This window comes from Pseudomonas asgharzadehiana, from assembly GCF_019139815.1.
Classification (GTDB): Bacteria; Pseudomonadota; Gammaproteobacteria; order Pseudomonadales; family Pseudomonadaceae; genus Aquipseudomonas; species Aquipseudomonas asgharzadehiana.
The window spans coordinates 1075484-1088975 of sequence record NZ_CP077079.1; the positions used below are offsets into that span (position 1 = coordinate 1075484).

At 62.4% G+C, this 13492-nt stretch carries 9 protein-coding genes; 4 read left to right on the forward strand and 5 right to left on the reverse strand.

What is annotated here, in order from left to right; translation table 11 throughout:
- Entirely contained in the window at positions 1–1719 is a 1719-nt protein-coding gene (locus KSS96_RS04855) for a PTS fructose-like transporter subunit IIB (protein ID WP_135196374.1), read from the forward strand.
- A 122-nt stretch (positions 1720–1841) separates the two neighbouring features.
- On the forward strand, positions 1842–3383 hold the full coding sequence (locus tag KSS96_RS04860) for an alkaline phosphatase D family protein (RefSeq protein ID WP_135196375.1): 1542 nt from the start codon (positions 1842–1844) through the stop codon (positions 3381–3383).
- 56 nt (positions 3384–3439) lie between these two features.
- On the opposite strand, the gene KSS96_RS04865 is transcribed toward KSS96_RS04860, so the two are convergent.
- Positions 3440–5965 carry a PepSY domain-containing protein gene (locus KSS96_RS04865; RefSeq protein ID WP_065877305.1) on the reverse strand — a complete coding sequence of 842 codons (2526 nt, stop codon included), beginning with the start codon at positions 5963–5965 and terminating at the stop codon, positions 3440–3442.
- A gap of 136 nt (positions 5966–6101) precedes the next feature.
- Positions 6102–8402: a TonB-dependent receptor gene (locus tag KSS96_RS04870; protein ID WP_065877304.1), complete on the reverse strand. Its 2301-nt coding sequence runs from the start codon at positions 8400–8402 to the stop codon at positions 6102–6104.
- 205 nt (positions 8403–8607) lie between these two features.
- Here KSS96_RS04870 and KSS96_RS04875 point away from each other — a divergent pair, with 205 nt between their 5' ends.
- Positions 8608–9288 (forward strand): Fe2+-dependent dioxygenase, encoded by a 681-nt coding sequence (locus tag KSS96_RS04875; protein WP_017530143.1) that lies wholly within the window; start codon positions 8608–8610, stop codon positions 9286–9288.
- 1 nt (position 9289) lies between these two features.
- A complete protein-coding gene (locus KSS96_RS04880; RefSeq protein WP_068938061.1) occupies positions 9290–10045 on the forward strand; it encodes a tetratricopeptide repeat protein in 756 nt (251 codons plus the stop codon).
- Between the two features lie 55 nt (positions 10046–10100).
- Here the strand turns inward: KSS96_RS04880 and KSS96_RS04885 are convergent, their stop codons facing one another.
- The 3 genes from KSS96_RS04885 to KSS96_RS04895 form a co-directional block, all read right to left on the reverse strand.
- Entirely contained in the window at positions 10101–11264 is a 1164-nt protein-coding gene (locus tag KSS96_RS04885) for a type III PLP-dependent enzyme (RefSeq protein ID WP_014716890.1), read from the reverse strand.
- Between the two features lie 419 nt (positions 11265–11683).
- Positions 11684–12841 (reverse strand): osmoprotectant ABC transporter ATP-binding protein OsmV, encoded by a 1158-nt coding sequence (locus tag KSS96_RS04890; RefSeq protein WP_017530141.1) that lies wholly within the window; start codon positions 12839–12841, stop codon positions 11684–11686.
- Positions 12838–13491: an ABC transporter permease gene (locus tag KSS96_RS04895; protein ID WP_017530140.1), complete on the reverse strand. Its 654-nt coding sequence runs from the start codon at positions 13489–13491 to the stop codon at positions 12838–12840. Before KSS96_RS04895 ends, KSS96_RS04890 begins: the two co-directional genes overlap by 4 nt.
- Between the last annotated feature and the right edge of the window lies 1 nt (position 13492).

Sequence of the window (13492 nt, forward strand, 5' to 3'; positions counted from 1 at the left end):
ATGAAGTTAGCCATTGTTACTGCCTGCCCCAACGGCATGGTCACCAGTGTGCTGTGCGCCCGCTTGTTGGACGCCGCCGCGCAACGCCAGGGTTGGAGCACCAGCGTCGAAGTGGTGGATACGCAGCACCCGGAGCGCGCGTTGTCCCAGGCCACGATCGACGGCGCCGAATGGGTGTTGCTGGTCAGCAGCACACCAGTGGATATGCAGCGGTTTGTCGGCAAGCGCGTATTCCAGAGCACCCCGGCGCAGGCGTTGGCGGATGTCGAAGCGGTGCTGCGTCGCGGTGCTGAAGAAGCCCAGGTATTTGTCGCCAGCCTAGCCCCCGTTGCGCCGAAGAGTGCCCCGCGGATCGTGGCGATCACGGCCTGCCCGACCGGCGTCGCCCACACCTTCATGGCCGCCGAAGCTTTGCAGCAGACGGCCAGGCGCCTTGGTTACGACTTGCAGGTCGAGACCCAAGGCTCGGTTGGGGCGCGTACGCCGTTGAGCCCGCAGGCCATCGCCGATGCCGATGTGGTGTTGCTCGCGGCCGACATCGAAGTCGCCACCGAGCGCTTCGCCGGCAAGAAAATCTACCGTTGCGGCACCGGCATTGCCCTCAAGCAATCCGAGGCGACCCTCAACAAGGCCCTGGCCGAAGGCAGCGTTGAAAGCGCGGCCAGCGGCGCGGTGGCCAAGCCGGAAAAAACCGGCGTGTACAAACACCTGCTCACCGGGGTGTCGTTCATGTTGCCGATGGTGGTGGCGGGCGGGTTGTTGATCGCGTTGTCGTTCGCGTTCGGCATTCACGCGTTTGAACAGCCAGGCACTCTCGCGGCGGCGTTGAAAACCATCGGCAACAGCGCCTTTACGTTGATGGTGCCACTGCTGGCGGGTTATATCGCGTACTCGATTGCCGACCGTCCTGGCATTGCGCCCGGCATGATCGGCGGCCTGTTGGCCGGCACGTTGGGCGCGGGGTTTATCGGCGGGATCCTGGCGGGTTTCCTGGCGGGCTACAGCGTCAAGCTGATCAGCCGTGCCGTGCGCTTGCCGCAGAGCATGGAGGCGCTCAAGCCGATCCTGATCATCCCGTTGCTGGCGAGCCTGTTCACCGGCCTTGCGATGATCTATCTGGTGGGGCCGCCGGTGGCGCGCATGCTCACCGGGCTGACCGACTTCCTCAGCACGATGGGCACCACCAACGCGGTGCTGCTGGGTATCTTGCTGGGCGGCATGATGTGTGTGGACCTGGGTGGGCCGATCAACAAGGCCGCGTATGCGTTTTCGGTGGGGTTACTGGCGGCGTCCAGTGGCGCGCCGATGGCCGCGACCATGGCCGCCGGCATGGTGCCGCCAATCGGTATGGGCATCGCCACGTTCCTGGCACGGCGCAAATTTGCCCAGACCGAGCGCGAAGCCGGCAAGGCCGCGATGATCCTTGGTTTGTGCTTTATCTCCGAGGGCGCGATTCCGTTTGCCGCCAAAGACCCGCTGCGCGTGATCCCGGCCAGCATCGCCGGCGGTGCATTGACCGGCGCCTTGTCGATGTACTTCGGCTGTGTGCTGGCGGCGCCCCATGGCGGATTGTTCGTCCTGGTGATCCCGAATGCAATCAACCATGCGCTGTTGTACCTACTGGCGATTATGGCCGGCAGCCTGTTGACCGGCGTGGTGTACGCGTTGATCAAGCGCCCGGAAGCGGTGGAGCTGGCAGTCACCACCGCCAAGGCCTGACACCCTTCAATAATGTGGGGGCTTGCTCCCACATTGGAGCTCGGCTCACCGCAGGGTGAGTGTCACATTCGCTTCATTCCTGCGTGTTTAAGTGCCCTTTTGATTCTCAAGAGGGCACCCGCATGAGCCACTTCGATCTGGGCCGTCGCCGCGTGATGCAAGCCGTCGGCGCCGGTCTTTTGCTGCCGGGCCTGGCGCCTGCGGTGATCGCGTCGGTCAAGGACCGGCCGCAACTCACTGACGGTGTGCAGTCCGGCGACCTGCTTGGCGACCGCGCCATGATCTGGAGCCGCAGCGACCGCCCGGCGCGCATGGTGGTGGAGTGGGACACCCGCAGTGTCTTCAGCAACCCGCGTCGATTCGTTTCGCCGCTGGCCGATAACCGCAGCGACTTTACCGCCCGCGTTGAACTCAGCGGGCTGCCCGCCGACCAGGCGATTTTCTACCGCGTGCACTTCGAAGATGCCCAGACGGGCATCGCCAGCGAGCCCTGGTTTGGCCACCTGCGCAGCGTGCCGCAACAGCGGCGCGACATCCGCTTTGTGTGGAGTGGCGACACCGTCGGCCAGGGCTTCGGCATCAACCCGGACATCGGCGGCATGCGCATCTACGAAGCCATGCGCCTGCGCCTGCCGGACTTCTTTATCCACAGCGGCGACACCATCTACGCCGACGGCCCGGTACCGACGCAACTGACCACCGAGGACGGGCGCATCTGGCGCAACATCACCACCGAAGCCAAGAGCAAGGTCGCCCAAACCCTTGACGAATATCGCGGTAATTACCGCTACAACCTGCTGGATGAAAACGTGCGCCGCTTCAATGCCGAGGTGCCGCAGATCTGGCAGTGGGACGACCACGAGGTGGTGAATAACTGGTCGCCAAGCAAGCAGCTCGATGAGCGTTACCAGACCAAGGACGTCAACACCTTGGTGGGGCGCGCGCGTCAGGCCTGGCTCGAATATGCGCCGATGCGCCTGCAGAGCGCCGACGGCGGTGGGCGGATTTATCGCAAGCTCAGCTACGGCCCGTTGCTGGATGTGTTCGTGCTCGACATGCGCAGCTATCGCGGTGGCAACGATGACAACCTGGGCGGCGCCAAACCCTTCCTGGGCCGCGAGCAACTCGATTGGCTCAAGCGCGAACTCAAGGCTTCCACGGCGCAGTGGAAGGTAATTGCCGCGGATATGCCGATTGGCCTGGGTGTACCCGACGGTGAAGTCAGCCCCGGCGTGCCACGCTGGGAAGCCATTGCCAATGGTGACCCTGGCGCGGCGCAAGGTCGCGAGCTGGAAATTGCCGAGCTGCTGGGCTTTTTAAGGGCGCAACAGGTGCGTAACCACCTGTGGCTGACGGCGGATGTGCACTACTGCGCAGCGCATCACTATCACCCGGACCGCGCAGCGTTCCAGGATTTCGAGCCGTTCTGGGAGTTTGTCGCCGGGCCCCTGAATGCGGGGAGCTTCGGGCCCAATCCATTGGATAAAACCTTTGGCCCGGAGGTGGTGTTCGAGAAGGCACCGCCGGCGCAAAACACCTCCCCATTTGCCGGGTTTCAGTTTTTTGGCGAGGTGAACATCGATGGTCAGACGGCGGAGTTGACCGTGATATTGCGGGACTTGGATGGGATCTCGGTGTTCCAACAGAAGCTGCAACCAACCTGACTTGAAATGCAATCCAAATGTGGGAGGGAGCAAGCCCCCTCCCACATTGGATCGCGTCAGTACACGTCTCTACGGTAACGGCCTTGCTCGATCAAGCGTTCCACCGCCTCACGTCCGAGGATATCCAGCAGTGCCTGATCCACGCCCGCCGCCATCCCCTGCAAACTGCCGCACACATAAATCGCCGCGCCATCGGCCAGCCATTTGCGCACGACATCCGCCGATTCGCGCAGTCGGTCCTGTACGTAGATCTTCTCTGCCTGATCCCGCGAGAACGCCAGGTCCAGCAAGGCCAGATCACCGCTGGCCAGCCAGCTTTGCAGCTCATCCCGGCACAGATAGTCGTGGGCGATATTGCGTTCGCCGAACAACAACCAGTTGCGCTGCTGGCCATCGGCAATGCGTGCCTTAAGCAGGCTGCGCAGTCCGGCGAGGCCGGTGCCGTTGCCCAACAGAATCAGCGGCACCGGCGCATCCGGCAGATGGAAACCACTGTTGCGCCGCAGGCGCAGGCTGATGCCCGAGCCGACCGCCGCGTACTCGGTGAGCCAACCCGAACCCAGGCCCAGGCTGCCGTCGGGGTGGCGTTCCTGGCGCACGATCAGTTCCAGGACGCCGTCGCTGGCAATCGAGGCGATGGAATATTCACGCATGCCCAGGGGCACCAGCGCGTCCACCAGCGCCTGGGCGTGCAGGCCGACCAGATGGGTGCGGTTGTCCGGCAGTTGACGGCTGGCCAGGGCCTGGTTGAGAGGCTGCGCCAGCCCGTCGATCAGTACATCGTCGCTGCCCGCCAGGCCCAGGCCGTCAAGGAAGTGCTCGATGGCCGATGGGCAGTTGCGCGGCAGCACTTCCACCAGGTCACCGGCTTGCCAGGTGTGCGGCTTGGGCGGGGTGAGGCCCAGCAGGTATACCGCCGAGCCGCTGCTGTTGGCGTTGAGCAGGCGGCGCTGGCTGAGCGTCCAGAGTTCGTACTGCGCGGTGGGCCATGCCGTTGCGGGCGCGTGGCCGGTCAGTTGCCCCAGTTGTTGTTGCCAATGCAGCAGCGCGGCGGTGTCGCCGCTGTCCACTTCCACCGGGGCGAACAGCGGGTTGCCGCCCTGGTTGGTCAACCAGAAATGCAGGCGCCGGGCAAAGCCGCAGAAGTGCTCGTACTGGCGATCACCCAGGGCCAGCACCGAGTAGTTCAGGCCCTTGAGGGAGAGGGCTTGCCCAAGCACGCTGCGTTCGAAACCGCGGGCGCTGTCGGGCGCTTCGCCGTCGCCGAAGGTGCTCACCACAAACAGTGCGTGGTGCGATTGGCACAGGTCATCCTGGCTGACGCTACCCAGCGGCTGCACCTTCACCGGCAGGCCGGCCGCCTGCAATTGCGCGGCGGTCTGCCAGGCCAGCTGTTCGGCAAAACCGCTCTGGCTGGCAAAGCCGATCAGCCAGGCCGGTGCATCGCTGTGGTTGGCGCCGAGGCCTTGGCGGGCATCGCGCACCTGGCGCTTTTTGCGACGACGGTCCAGGTACAGCAGCCAGCCGGTGATAAAGAACAACGGCATCAGCATCGAGCTGAGGGTGAGGAGAATGCGCCCGGTCAGGCCGAAATAGCTGCCGGTGTGCAGTGCGTAAAGGCTGGTCAGCAACTGCGCCTTGAAGCTTTTGTTGGCGTACTGATCGTGGGATTTGACCTCGCCGGTGGCCGGGTCCAGGTTGATCTGGTTCAGCGCGCGGTCATGGGGTGAGTTTTGCAGCAGGTAATAGACCGTGGCGGGCTGCCCGGCGACTGCCGGCATACGGATGTTGTAGGCGCTCAAGCCGGGGCCGGCGTTGCTGTAGATACTGCTCCAGATCGCCTCGTAATTGGCGACCGGCGCCGGGCCGGCGGGGGCTGGGCCGCGTGTGCGCACCCGTTCGTTTTGCGGGGCGTCGGACAGCAGCTTGGTCAGGCCCTGGCTGTACCAGTCGTAGGACCAGGACAGGCCCGTCAACGCCGCCAGCAGATAGGCCAACAGGCACCAGGTGCCGAATACCGAGTGCAGGTCCCAATTGAAACTGCGGCCCTTTTTGCGCCAGTCCAGGGTCAGCCACGCACGCCAGTTCGCGACCTGGCGCGGCCAGCGCAGGTACAGGCCGGAGAGGCAGAAGAACACCAGGATCAGGGTGCAGGCGCCGGTGATCTGCCGCCCGGTTTCACCCATGGCGAGGAAACGGTGCAATTGCAGGATAAAGCCGAAGAAGTCCTGGCCGACCACATCACCCCGATAGTCGCCGGTGTAGGGGTCGAAGTAGCGCATCTGGCCCCGGCGTTCGCCCGGCGGCGGGGTGAAGGACACGCGTGCGGCGAGGCCGCTGTCGCGTTCTACCCAGAGCATGGCCACGGTTTTGCCTTCGGTGGCTTCCAGTTTGCGCACCAGTTCGGCGGGTGGCAGCACGCCGGCTTCGCGTTTTTCTACGCTCAGTACGCTGGGGTTGAGCGCGCGCAGTAGTTCATCCTGAAACGAGACCGCCGCCCCGGTGATCCCCATCAAGGCCAGCACCAGCCCGGCAGTGATGCCGAAGAACCAGTGCAACTGGAACAGGGTTTTCTTCAACACGTCTGACCGCCTCGTCTATCTGGGTATGTAGGGCACGGCGCGCATTATGCCGTGGCTTGTCGAGAAACATTCTGTTTTACATAAAAAAGCCCCGCGCATCCGATGCGTGGGGCTGTTTGCTGCGTGTCGCGGCGGTTTAGAAGTGGAAGCTGGTGGTCAACAATGCCGTACGCCCAGCCGCCTGGTTGGCGAAGTGCGAGCCGTAGGCCTTGTCGTAGTAGACCTTGTCGGTCAGGTTTTGCACGTTCAGTTGCAAGTCGACGTTCTTGGTCAGCTTGTAGCTGGCCATGGCGTCGTAGCGGGTGTACGACGGCACGTAAACGGTGTTGCCCACATCACCGTAAACGTCGTCGACATAGAACGCGCCGCCGCCGACGGTCAGCTTCGCGGTGACGTCGTAGGTGGTCCACAGGCTGAAGCTGTTCTTCGGCGTGTTGGGCATTTGGTTGCCCTCGTTGGAACCGGCGCTGATTACCCCGTTGCGCCCGTTACGACCGGCCTTGACCAACTCGCTGTCCAGATAACTGTAGCCGGCGAACACTTGCCAGTGATCGGTGAGCTTGCCGCTGGCGGACAACTCGATGCCATCGACCTGGGATTCACCGGCATTCTGGTAGGTGAGCGCGTCGACCAGGATGCGCGTGTTTTTCTTCTCGGTGCGAAACACCGCGGCGGTCAGCGACAGACGATCGTGGAAAAGGTCCCACTTGGTGCCCAACTCGTAGTTGACGGTTTCTTCGGGCTGCAGGTCGCTCGATGCGGCGCCCGCCGACAGTGGGTTTCCGTCGGCGCCTTCACCCACCAGGCCGCCGGCTGGCGATGCCGAGGTGGCGTAGGAGGCATAGATGCTGGCGTTCTCCACCGGCTTCCAGACCAGGCCGGCCTGCCAGTTGAAGAACTGGCTGTCATCCTTGATTTTGCTGCGCGCTTTGACGGTGGCGGTCGGTACCGCGTTGGTGTTGGCTTCGGTGTCGAAGGTGTCGTAGCGCAGGCCGACGTTGAGCAGCCATTTCGGGTCGAGTTCGATGGTGTCGAACACATAAGCAGCGCGGCTGGTGGCCTTGGTGTTGGTGCCCAGGTAGTTGCGCGCGGTGCTGCCGGCCCAGGCGTCGTCCGGGTTCGGGTTGCTCAGCGAGGTGCATTGGCCGCCGCGACCACCGCCGGCCACGGTGCAGACCGGGTTGGCGTTCGGGCTGACGGTGTAGCTGCTGACGCGGGTTTCTTCACCGGTAAATTCCAGGCCGGTGGAGTAGCTGTGCTTGAAGCCCAGCGCCTGGAAGCTGCCGAACAGGTCGGTCTGGTTGGTGGTGGTCGTGGTGGTGGACACGCGGGTGTTGGCGCGGCGCCACACGGTACCGAAACGGTTGACGTTGAACTTGCTGTCATCCGGCTGGGTGAGCACGTAGTCCTGGCCGGTGCTGCCGTGGCGCAGGGTGTTTTTCAGGGTCATGTTGTCGTTCAGGTCGTGCTCGACAGAGACCGTGCTGATATCGGCGCGGGTCTTGCGAAAATCACGGTCCTTGAGGCCGTAGAAGTTGCTGCTGTCGCCGCCGTCGGTGGGTTTGTCATGCACGTGGGCGGTGGCGGTCGAAGAGCCGTAGCCGTAGGGAATGCCCGAGTCCGGCAGGTCGTTGCTTTCCATGTGGTAGTAGCTGAGATTGACGCGGGTCGGGGTGCCCAGGCCGAAGGTCAGCGATGGGGCGACGCCCCAGCGGTCGTAGTTCACCGCATCGCGGCCCGCCACGTTCTGCTCGTGGGTCATCAGGTTGAGACGGAACGCGGCGCTGTCGTCGAGGAACTGGCGGTTCACATCGAGTACGTAGCGACGGGTCTGGTCGGAGCCGTAGGTGAAACCACCGTTGGTGAAGTCCCGCGCCTGTGGGGTCTTGCTCACCAGGTTGAGGCTGCCGCCGGCCGAACCGCGACCGCCGAACGAAGAGTTCGGGCCTTTGCTGACTTCAATCGACTCGATATCGAAGATCTCGCGGCTCTGGCCGCCGGTGTCGCGCACGCCGTCCAGGTAGGTGTCGCCCTGGGCGTCAAAACCACGGATAAACGGGCGATCGCCCTGCGGGTTGCCGCCTTCACCGGCACCAAACGTGATGCCCGGTACGGTACGCAAGGCATCCTGCAACGAGGTGGCGGCGGTGTCCTTGAGTACCTGCTGTGGCACTACGGTGACCGAGCGAGGGGTATCCACCAGGGGCGCGGTGTATTTCTGCGAGGATGCTTTTTCGACTTGGTAGGAGGTGTCGTCCTGTGCTTCGCCGGTGATGCTGGTGGCACCCAGGGAAATACTGTTGCGCTGGCCTTTTTGTTCCGTGTCTTCGGCCGCTTGCGCCATGTGGGCGGCAGAGCTGGCACCGAGGGCAACGCCGATGGCCGAGGCCAGCAGACGTGGTGAACCGGCGGTTGTTTTTAGTGTGGTGCGCGACATGACGTGTCCTTTCCCCAAGGATGTGAGGCCGCGGAATATAGGTTGAACAAGACTCCATATCAATTGCGATACATTGCTAATTGCATTGAATTTACATTCTTTACACTTTTTCCTTACGGTTTTTGCGATCTCGTTCGTCCCTGCGTTTTACACAGCGGATAAGAATCAATACCATTGGCGCCTTTCCGCTGACAGGTAGTGCCTCATGTTGCTGCATATTCCCGGCCTGTTCTCTCGCGAGGAAGTGCAGCGCATCCGCCAGGCTCTGGAAAGCGCCGATTGGGCCGACGGTAAAATCACTGCCGGGCACCAGTCCGCCAAGGCCAAACACAACCTGCAATTGCCCGAAGGCCATCCGTTGGCCAAGGAAATCGGCGCGGCGATGCTTGAGCGCCTGTGGCAAAACCCACTGTTTATGTCGGCGGCGTTACCGCACAAAGTCTTCCCGCCGCTGCTCAACTGCTATACCGCTGGCGGCAGTTTCGACTTTCATATCGATAACGCGGTGCGCCAGCCCAAAGGCAGCCACGAGCGTGTGCGCACTGATCTGTCATCCACCCTGTTCTTCAGCGACCCCGACGAATACGACGGCGGCGAATTGGAGATCCAGGACACCTTCGGCCTGCAGCGCGTCAAGTTGCCCGCCGGCGACATGGTGCTGTACCCAGGCTCGAGCCTGCACAAAGTCAACGCCGTAACCCGTGGCGCGCGCTACGCCTCGTTCTTCTGGACCCAAAGCCTGGTGCGCGAAGACAGCCAGCGCACCCTGTTGTTCGAGATGGACGGTGCGATCCGGCAACTGACCGCCGACGTACCCGACCACCCGGCGTTGATCCAGCTCACCGGCACCTACCACAACCTGTTGCGTCGCTGGGTGGAGGTCTGAGATGGGGTTTTTATTGCGCCGCGCAGAAGTGCTCAACGTCGAACAATTGCAGCGCATGCTTGACGACTCGCCGGTGGGCGCCGCCCAGGCGATCCTGATCGCGGCGAAGGAGGGCGTGGTCGATGCCCAGGCCCTGCTCGGGCAAATCCTGCTGCAAGGACGCGGTATTGCCCGTGATGAAGCGCTGGCGCTGCGCTGGTTTCGCATCGCGGCGCAGGGCGGTCACCTGATGGCGCGCAATATGGTCGCGCGTTGCCTGGAACATGGCTGGGGCTGCCCGGCCGATGCGGTCGCGGCGGCGCAACAATACCGTCTGGCCGCCGAGGCGGGGCTGGATTGGGCGCAGTACAACTACGCCAACCTGCTGGCGACCGGTCGCGGTGTGGCTGAGGACCAGCCGCAAGCACTGCGCTTGTATCGTCTGGCGGCGGAGCAGGGCCACGCCAAGTCGATGAACCTGCTGGGGCGCTACCTGGAAGACGGCCTGTATTGCCCGAGGGACCCGCAGGCCGCCGTGGACTGGTATCGCCGCTCAGCCGAAGGCGGGGATTTCCGTGGGCAGTTCAGTTATGCGGCGGTGCTGGCGGATAGAGGCCAGGTCGAGGCGGCGCTGGAGTGGCTGCACAAAGCGCTTGCCGGCGGCAATCTGAAGTTTTTGCGGGTGGCCCACAAGGCGCTGGCGGCGGCCAACGATCCGCCGATTCGCGCGATGGCCGAGGCCTACCGACAACGCGCCGCCAGCCTTCCCGAGGCATAAAAAAACCCATGACACGTCATGGGTTTTTCTTGCAGCTTAAAACTTGCTGCTGCTGTTAAACATAAAACGACTTCAACGGTGGAAAGCCATTGAACTCAACCGCGCTGTAGCTGGTGGTGTACGCACCGGTCGACAGCCAGTACAGACGATCACCGATCGCCAGGTTCAGCGGCAGGCCGTACTTGTAGTTTTCGTACATGATGTCGGCGCTGTCGCAGGTGGGGCCGGCGATGACCACTTCTTCCATCTCGCCTTTCTTCTCGGTCCAGATCGGGAACTTGATGGCTTCGTCCATGGTTTCGATCAGGCCGGAGAACTTGCCCACATCCGTGTACACCCAACGTTCCACGGCGGTACGCGATTTGCGCGCTACCAGCACCACTTCACTGACCAGGATGCCGGCGTTGGCGATCAGCGAACGGCCCGGCTCCAGGATGATTTCCGGCAGGTCGTCGCCGAAGTCTTCCTTGAGGAAGCGGATGATTTCTTCTGCGTAGGTTTCCAGGCTGTTGGTGCGGGTGATGTAGTTGGCCGGGAAGCCGCCACCCATGTTGATCAGCTTGAGATGGATGCCGTCTTCTTCCTTCAGGCGTTCGAAAATCACTTTGACCTTGGCGATCGCCGCGTCCCACACGCTGATGTCGCGCTGTTGCGAGCCGACGTGGAAGGAGATGCCGTAAGGCACCAGGCCCAGGTCACGGGCCAGGATCAGCAGGTCCATGGCCATGTCGGTCTGGCAGCCGAATTTGCGCGACAACGGCCAGTCAGCCGTGGTCGAGCCTTCGGTGAGGATACGCACATACACTTTCGAACCCGGCGCGGCCTTGGCGATGTTGCGCAGGTCGGCTTCGGAGTCGGTGGAGAACAGGCGCACGCCCTTCTCATAGAAGTAGCGGATGTCTTTGGATTTTTTGATGGTGTTGCCGTAGCTGATACGGTCGGCGCTGACGCCGCGGTCCATGACCTTGTCCAGCTCATAGATCGAGGCGATGTCGAAGCTCGAGCCTTTGTCCTTGAGCAGGTCGATGATTTCGACGGCCGGGTTGGCCTTGACCGCGTAATACACTTTGGCGAATTCGAAACCGGCGCGCAGGTCGTCGTAGGCCTGGCTGATCATCGCGGTGTCGATCACCACGAACGGGGTTTCTTGCTTGTCGGCAAACGCCTTCATTTTGTCAAAAGTGGCGCGTGCGAAATAGTCTTCGACGTTGATCGACATGCTGGGAACTCCTAAGGGCAAACTGTATTAATCAATGGGTGCAACTGAACGTCCTCCGTATCCCCACTTTGGTTCGCCTACTTCCCAAGGCATGTCGCCGAAAGCAAAAAGGCCATGGGAGTTACCGCTTCCCTTGGCCTTGCTGTCTCGTCGTCAGTACTTGAGCCGGATGGATCGTTTCCAGCATGGACGTTCGGCGCGAACTTTAGGGCTTGATGGGCGTGGGATCAACTAAAAATGTCGCGTTTCTGCACGCGTTCGTCGCGCGATGGCGTGCAGCTACTTATGTAACCGACCGGTGTGACGGATTGATGTTCCCCGGATGAGGCAAATCGACGGTATTTCGCTGACACACGGGAGGCCCAAGTGGGAGGGGCATGCCCCCTCCCACATTTTGAACGGCGTCGTGTCAGTTCAGATCAGGCGAGGGCGGTTTCGGCAGGCGAAACAATACTGGTCTTGCCCCCACGCGACTTACCGGAGCTCAGGTACTCGGCAATCGACTCCTGGGTCACTTCACCCAGGAACACGCGCTCCGCATCCATCACCGGCAACCACGAACGGTTGAACTCGTACATGCGCGACAGCAGGATGCGCAAATGCTCGTCATACGCCGCCGTGGCATTGAACTCGCGCAGGTACTGGCCGCAAGTGCCGGCCTGGCGGTGCAGGTCGCGACGGCGCACATAACCCAGCGCCTTGTTCTCGGCGCAGGTGACCACCACATAACGGCGGTCCGTCTCGTCCATCAACTCCAGCGCTTCGGCCACCGGCGTTTCCGGGCTCACCGAGGGGGCGTTGTCGGCTGCGTCTTCGGCCTTCACCAGCAACAGGCGCTTGAGGGTGCTGTCCTGGCCCACGAAGTTGCTGACGAACTCGTCGGCCGGGTGGGCCAGCAAGGTGTCCGGATGGTCGATCTGCAACAGCTTGCCGGCGCGGAAGATCGCAATCTTGTCGCCCAGCTTGATCGCTTCATCGATGTCGTGGCTGACCATGATCACGGTCTTGTTCAGCGCGCGTTGCATCTCGAAGAACTCGTTCTGGATCATTTCGCGGTTGATCGGGTCGACCGCGCCGAACGGCTCATCCATCAGCAGCAAGGGCGCATCCGCCGCCAGGGCGCGGATTACACCGATGCGCTGTTGCTGCCCGCCCGACAATTCACGCGGGTAGCGGTGCAGGTACTGCTTGGGCTCCAGCTTGATCATGCTCATCAACTCGCGGGCGCGGTCGTGGCATTTCTGCTTGTCCCAGCCGAGCAGCTTGGGCACGACCACGATGTTCTCCTCGATGGTCATGTTGGGGAACAGGCCGATCTGCTGGATGACGTAGCCGATGTTGCGACGCAGGGTCACTTCGTCAAGGTCAGTGGTGTCTTCGCCGTTGATCAGGATCTTGCCCGAGGTGGGCTTGATCAGGCGGTTGATCATTTTCAGCGTGGTGCTTTTGCCGCAGCCCGAGGGACCGAGGAACACGCAAATTTCGCCTTCATTGACGGTCAGGCTTACGTCGTTAACGGCAGTCACGGTTTTGCCGTTGCTTTGAAAAGTCTTGGACAGGTTTTGAAGTTCGATCATTTGAGTAATCCTTTTGGAGTCAGCGAGCGTTGCAACCACTGCAGAAGCAGGTCGGCGAAGATGGCCAGGAGACTGACCAGCACGGCGCCGACGATCAGCATCGACATATCGCTGCGGCTGATGGAAGCCAGAATAAGTACACCCAGGCCACCGGCGCCGATGGTGGCGGCGATGGTCATCACACCGATATTCATCACCACGGCGGTGCGCACACCGGCGAGGATCACCGGCACGGCGATCGGCAGCTCGACCATGCGCAGGCGCTGGCCGAAGGTCATGCCGATGCCTCTGGCGGCTTCGCGTATGCCGGGCTCGACGCCGGTCAGGGCCAGGTAGGTGTTACGCATGATCGGCAGCAGGGAATAGAGGAACACGGCGGTGATCGCCGGCATCGGCCCCAGGCCCTGACCGAACGTGGAGTAGAACGGCAGCAGCAGGCCAAACAGGGCGATGGACGGCACGGTCAGCAGCACCGTCGCGCTGGCCTGCAACGGGCCGGCCAGGGTCGGGAAACGTGTCATCAGGATGCCCAGCGGCACGCCGATAAAAATCGCGAGGATCACCGCGATGCCGACCAGGGTGATGTGCTGCCAGGTCAGGTGCAGGACCTGGGCCCAATCAAGATGGGAAAAGGCGTTTAAAAATTCCATG